Raw genomic sequence first — 19,398 nt, forward strand, 5'->3', positions numbered from 1 at the left:
CTGTCGGGCGCGCTTCTGCTGCACTCGCACGGGCCGCACCACCGCCCCCTCCTTTCACACCAATTCACAGGAGCTGTCATGAGTCTGGGGTACCTGTTCGGCGGCGGCGTCGGGACCGAGCCGCACGGCCTGGAGCTCTACCGGACCTACGAGGTCGTGCAGCGCTGGTACGAACAAGTCTCCGCGTGGACCGGGCTGACGGTCGGAGAGATCCTGGAGGAGGACCTCCCGACCGCCCAGGAGGAGCGCCAGAGCGTCGGCACGGTCCGCGAAGCCGCCCTCGCGATCGGCGTGCACGACGTGCTCGCCTCGTTCAACCTGCGACCCGGGGCCATCGGCGGCCTCAGCCTCGGCGCGATGACCGCCAGCTGCCTCGCCGGATCGCTGGGGCGACGGGAACTGTTCGAGATGCTGGCCGGCTCCCGCGACACCCCGGAGCCGCCTGCCGGTGACCCGCAGCAGGGGATAGCCATCGCCTTCGGCTCCCTCGCCGAAGGCGCCCCCTCCCACCCCGGCGAGGGCGTCCCCGGCGTCTACCTGGCGGGCGACTTCGGCCCCACGGCCGACGGCACCCAGCGCATCATGATGCTCGCCGGCCACGCCGAAGCACTCGGCGCGCTCGCCGCCGAGGCCCCGCCGGGAACGGTCGTACCGCTCCCCGGACGCACCATCGCCGTCCACACCCCGCTGCGCCGGCCCTACCGCGACTTCATGTCCCCGCGCATCGACGCGATCCCCTTCACCGCCCCCGAAATCCCCCTGCTGTCCTGCCTGGAGTCCAAGGTCCTGCGCACCGCGGCCGACGTCAGGGACCTCTTCCAGCGCAACTCCACGGACCCGATCAGCCTGGTCGACGTCTACACCGGGATGAAGGAGCAGGGCGTCCGGCTCGGACTGGTGATGGGCCCCTCGATCCCCGAGGGCATCCTCGCGTTCCCCTTCCCGGTGGTGCACATCGAGCGGCCCGAGCACATCGAGCAGGCCCTGACCACCGCCTACGACCTCGGCATCGACCTCTCCGGCGCCCCGGCCCTGTCGTGACCGCCGCCACCCGCGCCGACCCGGACGCCCAGATCGCGCGATGGCTGGACACCGACCTCGACGAGTGGACCCGCACCGTGGTCCGACGGCACTTCGACCCGGTGTCCGGAAGCCCCTACTGGCTCGGGCAAGCCCCCCGGCTGGACTTCGACCCCCGCGACATCACCCGCTACGACCAGCTCGGAGCCTTCGGCCCGTTCCCGCTCGACCGGCTGCGCACGGAGGAGCCCGCGGACCTCGTCCCGCTGGCGGTGCCCAGGCCGCTCGCCGGGCGGGTCTGGGACAGCGGAGGCACCACCGGCACCCCGTGCCGGGCGTTCTACACCCCCGACATGCTGCTGCACCGGGCGCTCTGGCGCCGCTGGTCCTTCGTCAGGGAAGGCTTCGCACCCGGCCGCACCTGGCTGCAGGCCACCCCCACCGGACCGCACCTGATCGGGAACGGCGTCTGGGAGGTCTCCGAACTCCACGCCGGCCAGGTGTACGCCGTGGACATGGACCCCCGGTGGGTGAAGCGCCTCATCCGGGCGGGGCGCCTGGCCGAGGTCAGCGACTACACCACCCACTTGCTGGAGCAGATCACCGACGTCCTCAAGCAGGGCCGGGTCCACTACCTCAACACCACCCCGGCCCTCTTCCAGGCCCTCCGCCAGCACCGGCCCGAACTGGTCGCCGCCCTCGACGGCGTACGCCTGAGCGGCACCCAGATCAGCGCCGACATGTACCGGACCTTCACCACGGCCCTGCACGGCGGGATCTGCGGACTGACCTACGGCAACACCTTCGGCAACGCCGCCTGCCTGGACATCGAGCGCGACGGCGAGCTGATCAGCTACGTCCCGAACTACCCGCAGGTCACCATGACGGTGGTCGACAAGGGCGACCCCTCGACCCCGGTCGCCCCCGGCACGGTCGGCCGGGTACGGCTCACCGTCCTCCACGAGGATCTCTTCCTCCCCAACATCCTGGAACGCGACCAAGCCCTCCGTCACCCGACCGACCACTGGCCCACCGACGCCGTCGCCAACGTCCGCCCCCTCCAGACCACCAGCTCGTCCCCCGAGGGCCTCTACTGAAACCGTCGTGCGGGCACCTCGGCCACCGGCTCCCGGGGTGCCCGCACCGCCTGAAGAATGCCGCCCGTGCCGCGGACGAGGCCGATGGTGGCCATGGCCGCCGTCACCGGGGCGTCCTGCTGACCTCTGGCCGACTCTTCTGGTCGGCATCAGTCTCGGATGCGCGTTCGTTCGGCGGCCGCTCATCTAGGACGAAAACTGTCCTGGACGGTCCCTACCGTCTGGCCGGAAGGATCGCTCTTGAGCACGGTGGCCGCGAGGCTCGCCGGCAGCAGCGCCGCTTGCGGACCTCGCTCGTCCAGCCCTCCTCGCCGACGCCGTCCGGTCGGGCGGGTGCGTCCAGCGGGTTGAGCTTTCCGGGCAGGCCGGGGCCGAGCGTGATGGTCTGGCCGCCGAGGGCGTCGGCGAGCGCGGACCACTCGCCCTTCGGGTCCGACGGGACTTCGTCCCGGACACGGTGCCGCGCTGGTTCAGCGCCCGGTCGGTGCGGGGCAGGCTGCGCGACCGCCACTACCAGGCGCCGCCGATGCCGTTCGGGATGGACGCGGACGAGCGGGCCAGGCTGACCACCGCCCACCCGGGCGTCACCGGGTCCGCGAGGTCTGCCCCGAGGGCGGCCGCGGGCTCCTGCGCGCCCTGCTCCCGGCGGCGGCGCGGGTCAAGGGGCGCCCGTCGGTGATCGCGCTGCGCTTCGCGGACCGCCGGGCGGACCAGGGCAGCGGTGCGGGCAGGAACCGGGCAGCGGCTCCGTACGTCGTAACCAGCGGTGATCGGCCAGGGGGACGGGCCGCCCGGCACGTTAGGCTGCCCTCTCGGGGAGCGGCCTGGTGCCGCCATCGGACGACGTCGGGACCGGCGTGCGGGCCGCGGGGACCTGACCGGCCCCCGGACGCCGCGGGCCCCGTCCTGCCACGGAGGTACTGGCCTTGCTGCACATCGACGCCTGGATCGAAGGCGTACCACCGGGCGCGGTCTACGCCCTGGTGGGTCTGATCATCGGACTGGAGTCGCTGGGGATTCCGCTTCCCGGCGAGATCGCCCTGGTCTCCGCCGCCCTGCTGTCCGCGCGCGGCGTGGTCAGCCCGGTCTGGGTGGCGGTCTGCGCGATCCTCGGCGCGATCATCGGTGACTCGGTCGGCTACTCGATCGGCCGCAAGGGCGGCAAGCCGCTGTTCGAGAAGCTCGGGCGGCGGTTCCCCAAGCACTTCGGCCCCGGCCACCTGGCCACCGCCGAGCGCTCCTTCCAGAAGTGGGGCATGTGGGCGGTCTTCTTCGGCCGCTTCATCGCCCTGCTGCGCATCTTCGCCGGGCCGCTGGCCGGCGCGCTGAAGATGCCGTACTGGAAGTTCCTGATCGCCAACGTCCTCGGCGGCATCGTCTGGGCCGGCGGCACCACCCTGCTGGTCTACCAGGTCGGCAAGGTCGCCGAGCAGTGGCTGTCGAAGTTCTCCTGGATCGGCCTGCTGGTCGCCGCGGCCGGCGGCGCCCTCTCGGCGTGGCTGATGAAGCGCCGGGCGGCCAAGGCCGCCAAGGCCCACGAGGCCGAGGACGCCGCCGCCGCGCAGGACGCCGCCGCCCCGACGGTCACCGCGCCCGCCGCGGACTGACCGGCCCGGACCCTCCCGGGTCCACCCCCCCGGGCCGCCCGGACCTCCCGGGCCCGCCCGGACCGTCACGCCCGCCGCTGTCCGGACACCTTCCGGCAGCGGCGTTCGCGTGGAACAGCACCGAGAACGACGAAGAAGTGGGTACAGCATGCGGATCGGACTCCTGGGCACCGGCCCCTGGGCGGAGCGGGTGCACGCGCCCGTCCTGGCGGAGCACCCCGGCGTCGAGTTCGCGGGCGTCTGGGGCCGCCGCCCCGAGGCGGCCGCCGCGCTCGGCGGGCGCTACGGCGTCCCCGGCCACGCCGACCTCGACCGGCTGCTCGCCGAGGTCGACGCCGTCTCCATCGCGCTGCCCCCGACCGTGCAGCCCGGCCTCGCGGTGCGCGCCGCCGAGGCCGGCTGCCACCTGCTGCTCGACAAGCCCGTGGCGCTCACCGTCCCCGACGCCCGCCGGGTGGTCGAGGCGGCCGAGGCCAACCGGGTCGCCTCGGTGGTCTTCTTCACCGTCCGCTTCGGCGGCGACCAGCTGCCCTGGATCGAGGAGCAGGCGGCCGTCGGCGGCTGGTTCTCCGGCCGCTCGGACTGGTTCGGCTCGGTGTTCGCCCCCGACTCCACCAGTCCGTACGCCGCCTCGCCGTGGCGGGAGGAGAAGGGCGCGCTGTGGGACGTCGGCCCGCACGCGCTCTCCGTGCTGCTGCCGGTCATCGGCGACGCCACCTCCGTCACCGCGGTGGCCGGCCCGCTGGACACCGTCCACCTCGTGCTGCGCCACGCAGGCGGCGCCTCCAGCACCCTCGCGCTGAGCCTGACCACCCCGGTGGCCGGCGGCGGCACCGGGATGGAGTTGCGCGGCGAGTCCGGCACCGTCCAACTCCCCGCGCGCGGCGAGGGGCCGGTCGCGGCCTACCACCGCGCCCTGGACGCGCTGGCGACCGCCGCCCGCACCGGCGAGCCGCACCCGTGCTCGGCCGCCTTCGGCCTGCGCACCGTGGAGATCCTGGCCGCCGCCGAGCGCTCGCTGGCCACCGGCACCACCGTCGGGCTCTGAGCCCGACCGGATCGGACCGGACGACCGGGCTGGGGGTTCAGCCGCGTAGCAGCAGCTCCGCGAACTCCCGGACCCGGTCCTCGGTGATGCCCTCGCGCTGCTCGACGGCGAGCGGGTGGCCGGTCGGCTCCAGTTCGATCAGCGGACGCAGGCCCACCGCCCGGGTGCGGACATGCGTCTTGAGCAGCAGCGTCGACTCCGGGTAGACGGGCAGTTCGGTCGTCAGCCAGCCGAAGTACGGCGGCTCCTGCTCCCGCGCCGGGTCCTCCCACAGGTCGTGCATCCGGGCGAAGTCGGCCTCGCTCAGCGACACCCAGACGCCCCAGGAGAAGGGGTCGCCGCCGTCCAGCACCGGGATCTCGACCAGGCCGTGGACGTAGAAGTGGCTGCCCTTGATCACGCACTGGTCGGAGGTGAGCTCGCTGTCCCTGCGCCGGGCGAAGCGCGGTTCCCAGTTCACCGGGGCCGGGGCGCCGTAGGAGCGCGGCGGGCCGTCGTGCCGCCCGTCGCAGCAGGCACAGTCGTAAGTGTGTTCGATTGGCATGGCGCAGAGCATAGGGGAGCCGGATGGGGCCGGCGCCGGCGCCCCGTGCGAGGGTGGAGGGGTGAACCTGGACGACCTGGTCCGGCTGCGCCGGGCCCGCGATGCGATGGACCGCGACTACGCGCGGCCGCTGGACGTACCGGCGCTGGCGAGGGTGGCGCTGATGTCGCCCGGGCACTTCTCGCGCAGCTTCCGGGCGGCCTTCGGGGAGACGCCGTACAGCTACCTGATGACCCGGCGGATCGAGCGGGCCAAGGCGCTGCTGCGGCGCGGGGACCTGTCGGTCACCGAGGTGTGCTTCGCGGTGGGCTGCACCTCGCTGGGCTCGTTCAGCTCGCGGTTCACCGAGCTGGTGGGGGAGAGCCCGAGCGCCTACCGGGCGCGCGGCCACGAGGACGGCGCGGCGATCCCCGCGTGCTACGCGAAGCTCTACACCCGGCCGGTCAGGAACACCGGTCAGGAACGGAGAAGCGGAACGCCCGTCCCACCCGTAGCGTGAGCCCCATGGACATCAAGCTTTCACAGTGCTTCATCGCCGTCGACGACCACGACAAGGCGCTCGCCTTCTACCGCGACGTCCTCGGCCTGGAGGTGCGCAACGACGTGGGCTTCGAGAACATGCGCTGGGTGACGGTCGGCGCCCCCTCGCAGCCGGACGTGGACATCGTGCTGGAGCCCCCGCTGGCGGACCCGAACGCCTCGCCGGCCGACCGGCAGGCGATGGCGGAGCTGCTGGCGAAGGGCTTGCTGCGGGCGGTCATCTTCGCCACCGAGGACTGCGACGCGACCTTCGAGCGGATCCGCGCCGCCGGCGGCGAGGTGCTCCAGGAGCCGATCGACCAGCCGTACGGCGTGCGCGACTGCGCCTTCCGGGACCCGGCGGGCAACATGCTGCGCTTCACCCAGCGCCTGGCCAAGTAGCGCCCGCCCGCCACGGACGACCGCGGCCACCGGTGATCACCTCCGATCGCCGGTGGCCGCCGTCGTTCGCGCCCGGCCGCGGCCGGCTGTGGTCGGTCGTGGTCGGCCAGGACACCCCGCCCGCGGGCCGGTCGGGAGCTGCGCCGCCACCGCTGCGCCGCCACCGCCGAGCACCCGCCTGGCACTCCGGGGGGATGCCGCCTGCCGGGTCATACCCCGGTAGCACCCGGCGGGTTGGCTCCGCGGTATGACGCCCGCGCACCGGCCCGGCCCGTACCTTCGCCGTACGGGCCGGCCGCGACGGGCGGCGGGCCGGCACGCGGGAGACGGGGAGACGGGGACCATGCGCGAACGGGGCCGGGGGCAGTGCCGGGGACAGAGCCGGGGACAGGAGACGCGGGGCCTGCGGGGTCTGCCCAGGGGCGTCGCCGTCGCCCTGGCGGCCACCACGGTGCTGGTCACGGCCGGGACGGCGGCCGTGCCCGCCACCGCCTCCGCGGCGCCGGCCGTCAGCGAGCGCCAGGCCCGGGCCGCGCTGCCGCAGCCCACCGGCCCCTACCCGGTCGGCACCACCGCGCTGCGCCTGACCGACCCCGGTCGTGAGGACCCCTGGCGGCCCGGGCGGGCCCGCGAACTGATGATCAGCCTCTGGTACCCGGCCACCCGGCCGGCGCAGGGCAAGGACCGCGCGCCCTACATGCTGCCGCGCGCCGGCCGGCACTTCGGCGGACCGGACGGCGCCGCCGTCGTCAACTACGGCGCGACCGCCGACCGCACCGACTGGACCTGGGTGCGCACCCACGCCCGCCCGGACGCCCCGCCACTGCTCGGCGCCGGACCGCGCCCGGTGGTGCTCTGGTCGGCAGGGCTCGGCGACCCCCGCACCTGGGGGACCGGCCTGGTCGAGGACCTCGCCTCACGCGGGTACGTCGTGGTCACCGTCGACCACCCCTACGACGCCTCCGAGGTGGCCTTCCCCGACGGCCGGCTGGCCACCTCGGTGTTCCCCGCCCTGGTCGGCCAACCCGGCCTGGACATCGGCGCGTTGCTGCGCAAGGCGCTGGCCGTCCGGGTCGCCGACACCCGCTTCGTCCTGGACGAGCTGGCGGCGCTGCGCACCGACGGCCGGCTCCCGGCGGCCCTGGCCGGCTCGCTGGACCTGGACCGGATCGGCATGGCCGGCCACTCCGCCGGCGGGTTCACCGCCGCCCAGGCGATGCACGACGACCCCCGGATCAAGGCCGGCGTCAACCTGGACGGCCAGCTCCACTTCCCCGGTCCGGACGGCACCGGGGTGCACCTGGGCACCGTCGCCGAGGACGGCCTGGACCGCCCGTTCCTGCTGATGGGCACCGAGAGCGCGGACTCCGGCCCGTACACCGCCCAGCCCGGCTGGGCCGCGTTCTGGCGCCACACCCGGGGCTGGAAGGCGGACGTCACGCTGCTCGGCTCCCGGCACGGCTCGTACACCGACGCGCCGGCGCTGCTGCCCCAACTCGCCCGCCAGGGAGCGGTTCCGGAGGACGCGGTGCGCGCCGGCCTCGGCGACGTCCGGCCGGAGCGGGCGGTGGCCGCCACCCGTGCGTACGTCGGCTCCTTCTTCGACCGCTGGCTGCGCGGCCACGACGACCACCTGCTGGACGGTCCCTCGCCGCGCTTCCCGGAGATGCGCTTCGAGGGCTGACGGGCCGCTACAGCCCGCCGCCGAGGGTCACGCCGCCGTCCACCACCACGGTCTGGCCGGTGATCCACGCCGCGTCGGGGGAGAGCAGGAAGGCGACGGCGCCCGCGACGTCCTCGGGTACGCCGAGCCGGCCCAGCGGGTAGGCGGCGGCGACCTGCTCCTCGCGGCCCTCGTACAGGGCCTCGGCGAACCTGGTCTTCACCACGGCGGGGGCGACGGCGTTGACCCGGATGCCCAGGGGGCCCAGCTCGGCGGCGAGTTCGGCGGTGAGCCGGATCAGCGCGGCCTTGGAGACCCCGTACATGCCGATCCCCGGGGAGGCGCGGATCCCGGCCACCGAGGCGACGTTGACCACCGAGCCGCCGTGCTCGCCCATCCAGGCGGTGTGCGCGCGGCGGGTCCAGGCCAGCGGGGCGAGCACGTTGACGGCGAGGATCTTGGCGGCTGCCGCCTCGTCGACGGTCAGCACCGGGCCGTGGACCGGGTTGATGCCGGTGTTGTTGACCAGGTGGTCCAGTCGGCCGAAGGCCTCCAGGGTGCGGGTGACGGCCTCCTCCTGGTGGGCCGGGTCGTCGGCGCGGCCGGCGACGCCGATGGCGACCTCCGGGCCGCCGAGGTCGCGGACCGCCTCGGCGAGCGGCTCCGCGGTCCTGGCGGTGAGGCAGACCCTGGCCCCGCGGGCGATCAGCTCGCGGGCGATGCCGAGGCCGATGCCCCGGCTCGATCCGGTGACGACGGCCACCCGGCCCTTGAAGGAGTTCACCAGGGGGTCCTTTCGGCGTGGAGCGCGGCCTTGGGCGCGCGGCCGGATCGGCGCCGGCTCTCGGCGATGACCAAGCGCTTGCTCAGCATGGTGGCGGTGCGGGAGCCTGTCAACAGCCCGCGGCCGCCTCCCGGGCCGAACGCCCGTACGGTTGCCCGGCCGGCCGATCTGCGAGGATGGCGCCATGACCAGCACGCCCATCGCCGAGCTGTGGCCCACCCTGCCCGGCGGCGCCGACGCCCGCCCGGAGGCGGCGTACCGGCTGCTCCAGGCCGCCGTGGAGTCCTTCGCCGAGCGCGGCTTCCACGCCACCACCACCCGGGACATCGCCACCGGCGCCGGGATGAGCCCCGCCGCGCTGTACATCCACTACCCGTCCAAGGCGGCCCTGCTCGCCGAGATCAGCCGGGCCGGGCACGCCGCGACGCTCGAACTGGTCCGCGCGGCGGCGGCCGGCGAGGGCGACCCGGTGACGCGGATGCGGCGCCTGGTCGAGGAGTTCACCGCCTGGCACGCCCGGGCCCGGACGGTCGGCCGGGTGGTCAACTACGAACTGCACGCGCTCCCGCAGGACGCCTACGCCGTCGTCGCGGCGCTGCGGCTGGACATCGAGCGCGAGGTCATCGCGCTGATCGAGGCGGGCCTGACGGCGGGGGCCTTCGAGGTCGCCGAGGTGCGCACGGCCGCCCGCGCGGTCACCTCGCTGGGGATCGACGTCTCCCGCTGGTACACCGACCGCAGCAGTGAGACACCCGAGGAACTCGGGCGCCGCTACGGCGAGTTGGTCCTGAGGATGCTGGGCGTCGCGCGCTGAGCACGGCGCCGCTCAGCCGTCCTTGACGGCGGTGTGCACCATCCACGCGACGTGGTGGCGCAGCTCGTACATCTCCACCGTCGAGCGCAGCCCCAGCCACCGGTCGGTCGCCCCGAACCGCCGCAGCACCGCGTACGGCAGCCGGAAGTACGCGTACAGCGCCTCGGTGGTCGGCAGGTAGTAGCGGGTGGCGTCCAGCTCCTCCTCCAGCCGGAACCCGGCGCCGGTGACCAGGGGGCCGAGCGTGCGGGTGGTGTAGTGCCGGGCGCCGGGCAGCACCATCGCGTCCAGGTACGGGTCCAGCAGTGAGCGCTGGTGCTCGGGCATCTCCGCGCGTGGCACGGCGGCCGGGCCGAGCAGCACCAGCCGCCCGCCCGGGCGCAGCAGCCGGTGGAACTCGGCCAGCGCGCGGGCCGGGTCGTAGGCGTGGCAGAGCGTCTCCATCGAGTAGACGCCGTCGAACGAGCCGTCCGCGTACTCCAGGTCGTGGAAGTCGCCCCAGGCGAAGGTGGTGCGGTCCTCCAGGGCGGCCCGGGTGCTCAGCCGGCGCGCCTCGCGGACGTGGAAGTCCATCAGGTCGACGCCGGTGACCCGCAGCCCGAGGCGGGCGGCCAGCCGGCGGGCGACGACGCCCGAGCCGCAGCCGGCGTCCAGGACCCGCGAGCCCGGCGGCAGGGCGAGCTTGCGGCCGAGGACGGCCTCCAGCTGGCGCTGCGCCCGCCAGCATCGCCACTTGGACTGGCCGGGCTCGGTCCAGCCCCAGTGCCGGGCGCGGCGGCAGACCAGGGTGTAGAAGAGGCGGTGGCCGGGGCTGCCGTAGACCCGCCGCAGCCTGCCGAGATCGAGCCCGCCGCCGACGCCTTCGACCATCGCACCCGCCCGGCCTTCCGCTGATCCGGGCGCCGCCGCCGTGCGGGCGCGCCGCCCCTTGCCGTCCCGGTCACGCTATCGAGCGGACCGCGACGGCGCCGGTCCGGTGCGGCCGGACGGGCGGTCGCGCGGGGTGTCGTGGGGCTCCGTGGGGTCCCGCGGGGCCGTGCGCTCAGCGCGCCGCGGCCCGGGCGGCGGCGAGCAGGGCGTCCAGCAGGCCGGGGAAGCGGGCGTCGAGGTCGGCGCGGCGCAGCGAGACGAACCGGTTGCGCCCGGCGACCCGGGTGGTGGTCACGCCCGCCTCGCGGAGCACCCGCATGTGGTGCGAGACGGTCGACTTGTGCAGGTGTTCGAGGCCGAGGTGGCGCGGGTCGCAGGAGTGCTCCGCGCCGTCGGCGTAGCTGGTCAGCAGGCGCATCCGGACCGGGTCGCCGAGCGCGTGCAGCACGGTGACCAGGTCGATCTCGGCGGGGGCGGGCTGGGGCAGCCGCTCGTCTACGGACATGGCCGGCGGCCTCCTCGGGGTCGGGCGCGCGGGGCGGTGCGCGGACGGGACGGTTTGACAATCATCCACCGATCCGTACTGTTTGGCGAGTGTCGAACAGTTGGACTGATGTCCAACCGTTCGATGCTCCGCGATTCCGCGTCCGACAACACCTGTTCCCCGGGGGGATCAACGTGCCCGTCCGCCTGCTCCTGCTCGCCCTCGGCACCTTCGCCGTCGGCACCGACGCCCTGGTCATGGCCGGCATCCTCGGCCCGGTCGCCGCCGACCTCGGGGTCTCGGTCACCGCCGTCGGCCAGCTGGTGACCGTCTTCGCCCTCGGCTACGCGCTGCTCGCCCCGCCGCTCGCCGCCCTCACCGCGCGCTGGCCGCGCCGGCGCCTGCTGCTCACCGCGCTCACCGTGTTCGGTGCCGCCAACGCGCTCAGCGCGCTCGCCCCCTCGTACGGGACGCTGCTGGCCACCCGGGTTGTGGCCGCCGCCGGCGCCGCGCTCTACACCCCGACCGCCAACGCGGTCGCCACCACCCTGGTCGCCCCCGAACGGCGCGGCCGGGCGCTCGCCACGGTGCTCGGCGGCATGACGGTCGCCACCGCGCTCGGCGTGCCGATCGGCACCTGGGTCGGGCGCACCGACTGGCGGCTGACGATGTGGCTGGTCACGGTACTGAGCGCGGCCGCCCTGGCCGGTCTGGCGCTGCTGCTGCGCGAGCTGCCGGTGCCCGCCGCCGCGCCCGGCCTGCGGGACCGCCTGGCGCCGCTGCGCGACCGGAGGGTGCTCGGCGCCGCCTGGACCACCCTGGTGTTCTTCCTCGCCTTCCAGTCCGTCTACATCTACCTGGCCACCGCGGTCGCCCCGGCGACCGGCGGCCGGGCCGACCGGCTGAGCCTGGTGCTGCTGGTCTCGGGCGTCGCCTCGGTGGCGGGCAGCTGGCTGGGCGGGCGGCTGGTGGACCGGGTCGGCGTGCGGCGGGTGCTGCTGGTCGCCGGCACGGTGGCGGCGGCCGCGTTCGCCGCGCTGCCCTGGGCGGGACGCTCGATGCCCGGCGCGCTCGCCTACGCGGTGGTCACCCCGCTGGCCGGGTGGGCGGTCTCGGTCGCCCTGCCGCACCGGCTCGCCTCGCTGGACCCGGCCAACGCCCAGGTGCTGATCTCGCTCAACAGCAGCGCCCTCTACCTCGGCACGGCCGCCGGCGGTGCGGTCGGCAGCGCCGCGATAGCCCTGCTCGGCGGGCGCTGGTTCCCGCTCGCGGCGACCGGGCTCGCCCTGGTGGCCGCGGCCACGGCCTGGGTCACCACGCGCGGCGCGGCGCCGCTGCGGGCCGCCGCTGCCCGCTGAGCTCACCGGGCACGGATCGACCGGAACAGCAACTCGGCCGTCTCCTCCCAGCGTTCGACGATGTCCACCCGGTTGTGCAGGACGTCCGAGATGTGCTGGGTGCCGAAGAACGCGGCCACCAGCGACCGGGCCGCCGCCTGCGGGGAGACCCCCGGGTGCAGCTCGCCCGCCGCCTCGGCGCGCGCCAGCAGGGTGGCCAGCAGCCGGGTCCAGTCCACGTACGGCGTCGGCAGTTCGGCGTCGATCTGCGGCCGTTCGATCTGCAGTCGGGCGCCCGCCTGGACGACGATGTCGTCCCGGAAGGCGATCGCCGCCCCTTCGAGCATGTGCACCGCCGTCCCCAGCGGCCCGTGCCCCTCGGCGGTCACCTTCGCCAGCAGCACCGGCCAGCGCGCGTAGTGCTGCTCGACCACGGCCACCGCCAGGGCCTCCTTGGTCGGGAAGTGGAAGTAGACCGCCCCCTTGGTCATCTCCACCCGCTCCGCCACGTCCTTCACCGAGGTGTGGCGGAAGCCGCGCGCCGCGAACAGTTCGGCGGCCGCGGTGAGCACCAGCATCCTGGTGCGGGTCGCCCGGTCCTGCTTGGGATCGGGGCCCCGACGGGTGGAGATGGGCCGCACCCGGAACGGGGTGGCCTGGTCGGGCTCGGGCATGCTCGGCTCCTGGGATGGCTCGGGGTCGGTCAACTCGACGGCGGGCAGGTCGATTTGGACATGATGGCGGGAAACTCCGGACTCGACGCTAAACCTTCCAGAAGGTATGTTCCTGAGACGTCGCACCGGCGGGGGCACCGCAATGTAGCGGTCCCGCCGGGGCCTCCGCGACCGCGGGGGAGGGAGAAATCATGGATGTTCTGTCATCGGTTGTGCCCAAGCGGCGCCCACGGCCGGGGCGGGCGCGGCGGAGCGGTCCGCGCGGGGCGGCGGCGTGCTGAGCTGCGAGGGCCTCGTGAGTTCCGCGGGCTCCCCGGGCTCCGCGAGTTCCGCGGGCTCTGCGGGCTCCCCGGGCTCCGCGGGCCTCGTGGGCGTTGCCGGCCTCGATGGTCCGGCCGTCGCCGAGCTGGCCGCGCTGGCCCGGCGGGACGCCGCACGGGCGGAGGCCGGACGGCGGCTCACAGAGGAGGTCGCCGCCGGGATCCGCCGCGCGCACTTCGCCCGCCACTTCGTACCGGCCCGCTGGGGCGGTACCGCCGGGGAGTTCGGCGCCCTGGTGACCGCCGTGGCGCGGCTCGCCGAGTCCTGCGCGGGCACCGCCTGGTGCGCCGCGCTGTACGCCTCGCACGGCCGGCTGGCCGCCTACCTGCCGCCCGAGGGACAGCGCGACCTGTGGGGCGCCGGACCGGACGCGCGGATCGCGGCCGCCGTGGTCCCGCCCCAGGGCCGGGCCGAACGCCTGGGCGACGGCTGGCGGTTGGACGGCGAGTGGCGGCTGGCGAGCGGCGCCGACCACGCCGAGTGGATCCTGCTGGCCGCCTGGACCGGCAGCGGCGCCACCCGGGAGCACCGCGTCCTCGCCGTGCCCCGGGGCGAGCTGACGGTCCTGGACACCTGGCACTCCGCCGGTCTGCGCGCCAGCGGCAGCACCTCGGTCACCGCCGAGGCCGTCCACGTGCCCGCCCACCGCACGCTCGTCCTGGAGGCCCTGCTCGCCCCGCCGCAGGACGACGCCGCCCGCTGCCACAGCGTGCCCTACCCGATGGTCGCCGCGCTGGTCTTCGCCGCCCCGCTGCTCGGCATCGCCCGCGCCGCGCTGCGCGAATGGACCGCCGGGGCCCGGCGCGCGGCCGTGCCGCACCCGGCCGCGCACACCGTGCTGGCCGGGGCCTCCGCGAAGATCCGGATGGCCGGGCTGCTGCTGGACGGCGCCGGCGAACGGGCCGACCGGGGCGAGGTGACCGCCCTGGCGGTGGCCGAGAATCGCCGTGACGCCACGACGGCCGCCACGCTCTGCCGGGAGGCGGTGGACACGCTGTTCCTCGCCGCCGGGGCCGACGGCCAGGACCCGGCCTCCCCGCTGCAGCGCGCCTGGCGGGACGCGAGCGCGGTGGCGGTGCACCGCACCCTGGACGCCGACGCCGCGGCGCGCGCGTACGCGGCGACGGTCCTCGCGGCACCGGGCGGCCCGGGGTGGGCGGCGCAGGACGGTCCGGGGTGAGCGTCACCGGCCGTTCCTCGAACGGCGTTCGGGCTGACGGCCGTTCAGCGATCGGATCGTCCCCGATGTGCGGTAACCCTGCGCGTTCGGGGTCGCCGCTGAGAACATTCATTCAGAAAGGTATGTTCTTTCCCCAGGGAGGGCACATGATGAAGCAGGAACGGGCCCGGCGGACCCGGGAGAAGGTGCTGGACGCCGCGGCGGAGGAGTTTTCCACCCAGGGCTACAGCCGGGCCACCCTCAACGCGGTGGCGCAGCGGACCGGAATGACCAAGGGCGCGCTGTACGGGCACTTCCCGTCCAAACGCGCGCTCGCCGGTGCGCTGATGTCGCACTCGCGCCGGGTCTGGGACGAGATGCGGCTGACCCGCGACGTCCCGGGCGCCGAGGCCGCCGCCGTGCTGGAGGGGCTGGTGCTGGACCTCGCGCACCGGCTGAAGGAGGACGTCCGGCTGCGGGCGGCGCTCCGGCTGGCCACCGACATCCCGGACCCGGCGCAGCCGCACCCCCTCCGGCCGCCGTCCCCGGTACCGGCCCCGCCGGACATCTTCGAGGACGTGCAGCGCGGCCTGGTCGCCCTGATCCGCCGCGCCCAGGGCGAGGGCGGCATGGCGCCCCGGCCGCCCGAGCTGGTCGCCCAGCTGCTGCTGGCCGTTCTGCACGGCGCCCCGCACGTCTCCTTCGGGCAGCCGGAGGCCGCGGGGCCCGCCGAGTACGACGCGGCCTGGCGGCTGCTGCTGGAGGCCCTGACCGGCGGCGCGGACCGCCGCACTCCGGTGGGAGCCGCCGTCCACTCGGCGTGAGCCGCGCCGGCCCGGCCGCCCGCGCCTCGGTGCGGCCGGGCCGTCTCCTTACCCGGGTGCGGCCGGCCAGGGGTCGGTGCGGCCGGGCCGGGCGACGTGCCGCCAGGGCCAGCTGGTGGTGACCCAGTGGTCGAGGACGGTGGACAGCTCCCGGTCGAGCGCCGACCCGGGGCCTTCCCCCGTCCAGAAGAACAGGTCGGCCTCGTGCCGGGGATCGCCCGGCGGGTCCAGGTGCACGCAGCCGAGCAGCCGGTCGTCGCCCGGTGACACCACCGCCAGCGCGAAGGACTCCCGCCGGATGAACTCCTGCTGGTGCCAGGCGAGCTGGATCAGGTCCTGTTCCTCGGTGAGGTCCGGCGGGGGCCAGTTCCAGGCCCGGCCGAACTGCGCCCAGAGCAGGTCCCGGGAGGAGGTCACCAGCGCGTGGTCCTGGGCGAGGTCGCGGATGGTGATCGGACGCAGCCGGAACCCCGGGGTCTCCAGCCGGTCGGGCACCTCGAAGCGCTGCGGCACGAACGGCCGGGGCAGTGCCCGGACCTCCGGCCCGGCGGGGGCGGTCCGGTCCGGGGGCGGCAGCTCCTGACGGAGGATCGCCCGGTGCACGGCCATGAGGTCCGCGCCCGGTTCGACGCCGAGCTCGTCGACCAGCCGCCGCCTGGTCCGGCCGTACAGCGCCAGCGCGTCCGCCTGCCGCCCGGTGCGGTACAGCGCGCGCATCAGCAGCGCCTGCGGGCCTTCGCGCAGCGGGTGCTCGGCGACCGTGCGCCACAGCCGGTCGACGGCCGCCGTCGCCCGCCCGCAGGCGAGTTCGGCCTCGGCCGCCGACTCCACGGCGGCCAGCCGCAGGTCCTCCAGACGGACGGCCTCCGCCTGGAGCCGCGGCACCTCGCGCAGGTCCGCGAGCGCCGGACCGCGCCACAGGCCGAGCGCCTCGACGAGCCGGGCGCGCGCGCCGTTCGCGTCGCCGTCCGCCAGCCGGGCCCGGCCGTCGGCCGTCAGCCGCTCGAAGCGGCGGAGGTCGACGACCTCCTCGCCCGGTCCCCCTGCTCCGGCCTCCCCGGCCTCCCCGGTCTCGCCGACGTCGAGGCGGTAGCCGCCGGCGGTGCCGAGCAGCCGGGGCGCGCTCCGGTCGGCGCCGCCGGAGGCGTCGGCGAGGACGGCGCGCAGCCGCGAGACGTAGCTCTGCACCGTGTTGACCGCGCTGGCGGGCTCCCGGCCGTTCCACACGCTGTCGACCAGCCCCGCCAGCGGGACCGGCCGCCCGTGCGCCAGCAGGAGCGCCGCGAGCACCGTCCGCTGCCGCGCCCCGCCCAGCGGCAGCGCCCGCCCGTCGCGCTGCACCGCGAGCGGTCCGAGCACACCGAACCGCCAACCCCTCCCGGCCATCCGCCGTCCCTTCCCTCGCGCCGTTCCACCGGCCGGGCCGCCGCGCGGCCGCGGACGGCCCTCGCCGACCGTGCCCCGGACGGTCCGGTGCAGCGTACGCGCCGGTTGCACGCGTTCTGCACGGCGGGTCCGGCAGGCTGCCCGGACGGCCTCTTCGGCACCCGCCGACCGCACCCGGGGCCCCGACCAGGAGAAGCACCAGGATGACCACGACCTTCCTTCCGCCCGCCGGCCTCACCGTCCGGCCCGCCACGCCGGGCGACGCCCCGGCCGTCCGCGACCTGCTCAACCGGGTGGACCTGCTGGAGATCGGCCGGGCGGAGACCGACCTGCGGGAGGTCCGGGCGGACCTGGAGCACCCGGACACCGACCTGAGCCGCGACTCCTGGCTGCTCGCCGACGGGGACGAGCTGGTCGGCTACGGCCTGGTCCGGGACCGCTCCGGCGGCGGGCGGATCGACCTCGACCAGTACGTGCTGCCGCAGTACCAGGCCGGGGCGCTGCACCTGTTCGCGCTGATGGAACGCCGGGCGGTGGAGCTGGCGGCGGCCAACGGCGCCTCCCGGGCCGTCCTCCACCTGCTGCTCAACACCCGGCCCACGCTCGACACCAGGGCGATCCGGGGGCGCGGCTGGGCGTGCGTGCGCCGCTACCAGGTGCTGGAGCGCCGCGTCGACCCGCGCGCCGACCTCGTCCCCGCCCCGCCGCCGGGCGTCACCCTGCGCGACTGCCGCCGCGAGGAGGACCGCCGCACCGCCCACCGGCTGGAACAGGAGGCCTTCGCCGCGCACTTCGACGCCCGGCCGCGCACGTTCGAGCAGTGGTGGGAGGACATCGACGGCGCCCGCCTCGACTGGTCGCTGACCTGGATCGCCACCGTGGCGGGCATCGGCGACGTGGCCGTGCTCCGCACCCGCGACGACCGCGCCGGCCGGGGATGGGCGGACCGCCTGGGCGTGCTCCCCGCCGCCCGGGGGTGCGGCCTCGGCGGCCACCTGCTGCGCCACTTCTTCGGCCACTACGCGGCGCTGGGCCGGGAGACCGTCGCCCTCGGGGTGGACACCGCCAACACCACCGGCGCGCTCGCCCTCTACGAGGGCCACGGGATGACGGTCGACTTCGCGGTGGACACCTGGGAACTCACCCTCCCGGTGCCCGGCCTCTGAGCGCGACGGCCCTGCCGGGGCGGGCCGTCCGTCAGGAGCCAGGAGGCTCAGAGGTAGTAGTCGTATTCGACGGGAGGCTCCTCCAGCCCCTCGGCGAGGGGCGATCCGGCGGCCCGCAGCCTCCCGATGACCCCCCAACGGGTGTGCGGCGTCAGCTTGGCGAAGACCTCGCGGTCCAGCCTTCCCTCCTTCATGGAGACCCGCGCGAAACCCTCCGGTCGACGAACTCCGCCACTGCCGGCTCCTCCTGGGAGTGCGGGCCGGCCAGTGGCAGGTCCCCGAATGTGAGCGCTCGCCGTCGAGCGGTTGTGCCGTGTTCGCCGGAGGTGACGGTCTTGCGCCCGAGGCACCGTTCGACCGAAGAGCTGTGAACGAGTACGGGCCCGCGGCGCGCTCGGCGTCGCGGGCCCGCACCGGTTTCACGGAGTGGCTCGGTGTTCCCTGCCGGGGTCAGCCGTTGGCGAGGGCCTGGACGCGGTCGAAGGCGCCGTTGAAGAGGTTCTGGTCGCCGGGGAAGACTCCGGAGTCGGAGTGCTGCCAGATCGTCTGGAAGCTCCAGCCGGCCGGGAGGGTGCCGACGGTGGAGGCGTAACGGGCGATCCACAGCGGGTTGGTGGCACCGAACGAGGCGTTGTTGCCGGTGCAGGTCGACCACCAGTTGGTCGTGGTGTAGATCGTGGGATAGCGGCCGGTGCGGGTGTGCACGGTGTTGCTGAAGGAGCGGATCCAGCTCACCATGGCGCTCTGGCTGAGGCCGTAGCAGGTGGCGCCGTACGGGTTGTACTCGATGTCGAGGGCGGGCGGGAGGGTCTTGCCGTCGCGCGACCAGCCGCCGCCGTGGTCGACGAACCAGTTGGCCTGCGCGGTGCCGGAGGAGCGGTCCGGCAGGGCGAAGTGGTACGCGCCGCGGATCAGGCCGGCGTTGTAGGAGCCGTTGTACTGCTGGGCGAAGTACGGGTTGGTGTAGGTGGTGCTCTCGGTCGCCTTGACGTAGGCGAAGCGCGCGCCGTTGGCGCGCACCGTGGACCAGGCGACGTTGCCCTGGTGGCTGGAGACGTCGAGGCCGGGGGTCTGGGTGACGGCGAGGGTGGCGGCGGGGGCGGCGCCGGGCTCCCGGCCCTCGTGGGCGGCGACGGTGGAGCCGGCGAAGTCCAGCTCGGGGTGGATCGGGGGCAGTTGACCGCCTCCCCGGGCGGCGGAGTTGTCGGCGGCGGCGTCGGAGGGAGACGCGGTGCCGGGCGCGGGCGCGGGCGCGGGCTCGGCCGCGTACGCCGGGGCGCTGACGCCGACGGCGAGGGCGACCGCGGCGGCGAGGACGGCGAACGCGGGGAGCCGGCGGTTCCCCTGCCTGCTGGTGCGGTCGGTGGGGCTGGCGGAGCGGGAAGTGCTGGGCATGACACTCCTCTGGTCCGTGGTGACGACCCTTGGATTCGCGGACAGCCGGTGCGCCGGTGACGGCGACCGGCTGGAGCAGGGTAGCCATGTACGTGCCAGCCCGCCAGGTATCGGTGGCAACATCCTGAACGGGCGTCACATGGCCGTGGTACCCACCATTCCGCCTTCCTCACGCCCGGAACAGCCCCGGAACATCCCCGGAAGACCGCCCGCCCGGCAGCCCGCCCGGCCTCCCCGCAGCGCCGCCCACCTGCGCGGACGCGGCCCCGGCGGCGACCGGTGCG

The 19,398-nt window shown here is 75.3% G+C and carries 20 protein-coding genes and 1 pseudogene; 12 read left to right on the top strand and 9 right to left on the bottom strand.

Annotated elements, in window-relative coordinates; genetic code table 11:
• Positions 1-78: 78 nt before the first annotated feature.
• Both ACFZBX_RS02765 and ACFZBX_RS02770 read left to right on the top strand, forming a co-directional pair.
• Positions 79-1,041, top strand: coding sequence for an ACP S-malonyltransferase (locus tag ACFZBX_RS02765; RefSeq protein ID WP_391531117.1), 963 nt, complete (start codon positions 79-81; stop codon positions 1,039-1,041).
• Positions 1,038-2,117 carry an arylcarboxylate reductase gene (locus tag ACFZBX_RS02770; protein WP_391531118.1) on the top strand — a complete coding sequence of 360 codons (1,080 nt, stop codon included), beginning with the start codon at positions 1,038-1,040 and terminating at the stop codon, positions 2,115-2,117. The genes ACFZBX_RS02765 and ACFZBX_RS02770 overlap by 4 nt, the downstream gene beginning before the upstream one ends.
• A gap of 274 nt (positions 2,118-2,391) precedes the next feature.
• Here ACFZBX_RS02770 and ACFZBX_RS02775 read toward each other — a convergent pair.
• Positions 2,392-2,559: pseudogene (locus ACFZBX_RS02775) on the bottom strand (ATP-binding protein); the annotation flags it as partial.
• Positions 2,560-3,046: 487 nt separating this feature from the next.
• Here ACFZBX_RS02775 and ACFZBX_RS02780 point away from each other — a divergent pair.
• Together ACFZBX_RS02780 and ACFZBX_RS02785 are read left to right on the top strand one after the other, a co-directional pair.
• Positions 3,047-3,724 carry a DedA family protein gene (locus ACFZBX_RS02780; protein WP_391531439.1) on the top strand — a complete coding sequence of 226 codons (678 nt, stop codon included), beginning with the start codon at positions 3,047-3,049 and terminating at the stop codon, positions 3,722-3,724.
• A 148-nt stretch (positions 3,725-3,872) separates the two neighbouring features.
• Complete coding sequence (locus tag ACFZBX_RS02785) at positions 3,873-4,772, top strand: Gfo/Idh/MocA family protein (RefSeq protein ID WP_391531120.1); 900 nt, start codon at positions 3,873-3,875, stop codon at positions 4,770-4,772.
• 37 nt (positions 4,773-4,809) lie between these two features.
• Here the strand turns inward: ACFZBX_RS02785 and ACFZBX_RS02790 are convergent, their stop codons facing one another.
• Positions 4,810-5,316, bottom strand: a complete 507-nt coding sequence (locus ACFZBX_RS02790; RefSeq protein ID WP_391531122.1) for a DUF2199 domain-containing protein — start codon at positions 5,314-5,316, stop codon at positions 4,810-4,812.
• Between the two features lie 61 nt (positions 5,317-5,377).
• Between ACFZBX_RS02790 and ACFZBX_RS02795 the strand changes: the two genes are divergently transcribed.
• From ACFZBX_RS02795 to ACFZBX_RS02805, 3 genes are all read left to right on the top strand, one after another.
• A complete protein-coding gene (locus ACFZBX_RS02795) occupies positions 5,378-5,815 on the top strand; it encodes a helix-turn-helix domain-containing protein (protein WP_391531124.1) in 438 nt (145 codons plus the stop codon).
• Between the two features lie 5 nt (positions 5,816-5,820).
• Complete coding sequence (locus ACFZBX_RS02800; protein ID WP_391531125.1) at positions 5,821-6,237, top strand: VOC family protein; 417 nt, start codon at positions 5,821-5,823, stop codon at positions 6,235-6,237.
• A gap of 343 nt (positions 6,238-6,580) precedes the next feature.
• On the top strand, positions 6,581-7,921 hold the full coding sequence (locus ACFZBX_RS02805; RefSeq protein ID WP_391531127.1) for an alpha/beta hydrolase family protein: 1,341 nt from the start codon (positions 6,581-6,583) through the stop codon (positions 7,919-7,921).
• 7 nt (positions 7,922-7,928) lie between these two features.
• Here ACFZBX_RS02805 and ACFZBX_RS02810 read toward each other — a convergent pair whose 3' ends face one another.
• On the bottom strand, positions 7,929-8,687 hold the full coding sequence (locus ACFZBX_RS02810; RefSeq protein WP_391531440.1) for an SDR family oxidoreductase: 759 nt from the start codon (positions 8,685-8,687) through the stop codon (positions 7,929-7,931).
• A 181-nt stretch (positions 8,688-8,868) separates the two neighbouring features.
• Here ACFZBX_RS02810 and ACFZBX_RS02815 point away from each other — a divergent pair, with 181 nt between their 5' ends.
• Positions 8,869-9,498 (top strand): TetR/AcrR family transcriptional regulator, encoded by a 630-nt coding sequence (locus tag ACFZBX_RS02815; protein ID WP_391531129.1) that lies wholly within the window; start codon positions 8,869-8,871, stop codon positions 9,496-9,498.
• A 12-nt stretch (positions 9,499-9,510) separates the two neighbouring features.
• On the opposite strand, the gene ACFZBX_RS02820 is transcribed toward ACFZBX_RS02815, so the two are convergent.
• On the bottom strand, positions 9,511-10,368 hold the full coding sequence (locus ACFZBX_RS02820) for a class I SAM-dependent methyltransferase (RefSeq protein ID WP_391531131.1): 858 nt from the start codon (positions 10,366-10,368) through the stop codon (positions 9,511-9,513).
• Positions 10,369-10,540: 172 nt separating this feature from the next.
• Positions 10,541-10,873 carry an ArsR/SmtB family transcription factor gene (locus tag ACFZBX_RS02825; protein WP_391531133.1) on the bottom strand — a complete coding sequence of 111 codons (333 nt, stop codon included), beginning with the start codon at positions 10,871-10,873 and terminating at the stop codon, positions 10,541-10,543.
• Between the two features lie 173 nt (positions 10,874-11,046).
• Here ACFZBX_RS02825 and ACFZBX_RS02830 point away from each other — a divergent pair, with 173 nt between their 5' ends.
• Positions 11,047-12,210 carry an MFS transporter gene (locus ACFZBX_RS02830; protein ID WP_391531135.1) on the top strand — a complete coding sequence of 388 codons (1,164 nt, stop codon included), beginning with the start codon at positions 11,047-11,049 and terminating at the stop codon, positions 12,208-12,210.
• A 2-nt stretch (positions 12,211-12,212) separates the two neighbouring features.
• On the opposite strand, the gene ACFZBX_RS02835 is transcribed toward ACFZBX_RS02830, so the two are convergent.
• The gene (locus ACFZBX_RS02835; RefSeq protein WP_391531137.1) at positions 12,213-12,863 is read right to left on the bottom strand and encodes a ScbR family autoregulator-binding transcription factor; all 651 of its coding nucleotides are present in this window, start codon (positions 12,861-12,863) and stop codon (positions 12,213-12,215) included.
• A 367-nt stretch (positions 12,864-13,230) separates the two neighbouring features.
• On the opposite strand from ACFZBX_RS02835, the gene ACFZBX_RS02840 reads away from it, so the two are divergent.
• Together ACFZBX_RS02840 and ACFZBX_RS02845 are read left to right on the top strand one after the other, a co-directional pair.
• Entirely contained in the window at positions 13,231-14,364 is a 1,134-nt protein-coding gene (locus ACFZBX_RS02840) for an oxidoreductase (protein ID WP_391531139.1), read from the top strand.
• 146 nt (positions 14,365-14,510) lie between these two features.
• Positions 14,511-15,167, top strand: a complete 657-nt coding sequence (locus ACFZBX_RS02845) for a TetR family transcriptional regulator (protein WP_391531141.1) — start codon at positions 14,511-14,513, stop codon at positions 15,165-15,167.
• Between the two features lie 48 nt (positions 15,168-15,215).
• Here ACFZBX_RS02845 and ACFZBX_RS02850 read toward each other — a convergent pair whose 3' ends face one another.
• Positions 15,216-16,553 (bottom strand): BTAD domain-containing putative transcriptional regulator, encoded by a 1,338-nt coding sequence (locus tag ACFZBX_RS02850; protein WP_391531142.1) that lies wholly within the window; start codon positions 16,551-16,553, stop codon positions 15,216-15,218.
• A gap of 203 nt (positions 16,554-16,756) precedes the next feature.
• Between ACFZBX_RS02850 and ACFZBX_RS02855 the strand changes: the two genes are divergently transcribed.
• A complete protein-coding gene (locus ACFZBX_RS02855; RefSeq protein WP_391531144.1) occupies positions 16,757-17,719 on the top strand; it encodes a GNAT family N-acetyltransferase in 963 nt (320 codons plus the stop codon).
• A 47-nt stretch (positions 17,720-17,766) separates the two neighbouring features.
• On the opposite strand, the gene ACFZBX_RS02860 is transcribed toward ACFZBX_RS02855, so the two are convergent.
• Positions 17,767-17,913, bottom strand: coding sequence for a hypothetical protein (locus ACFZBX_RS02860; protein WP_391531145.1), 147 nt, complete (start codon positions 17,911-17,913; stop codon positions 17,767-17,769).
• Between the two features lie 256 nt (positions 17,914-18,169).
• On the bottom strand, positions 18,170-19,114 hold the full coding sequence (locus ACFZBX_RS02865; RefSeq protein ID WP_391531147.1) for a lysozyme: 945 nt from the start codon (positions 19,112-19,114) through the stop codon (positions 18,170-18,172).
• Positions 19,115-19,398: the final 284 nt, after the last annotated feature.

The organism is Kitasatospora sp. NPDC008115, from assembly GCF_042957205.1.
Taxonomy (GTDB): domain Bacteria; phylum Actinomycetota; class Actinomycetes; order Streptomycetales; family Streptomycetaceae; genus Kitasatospora.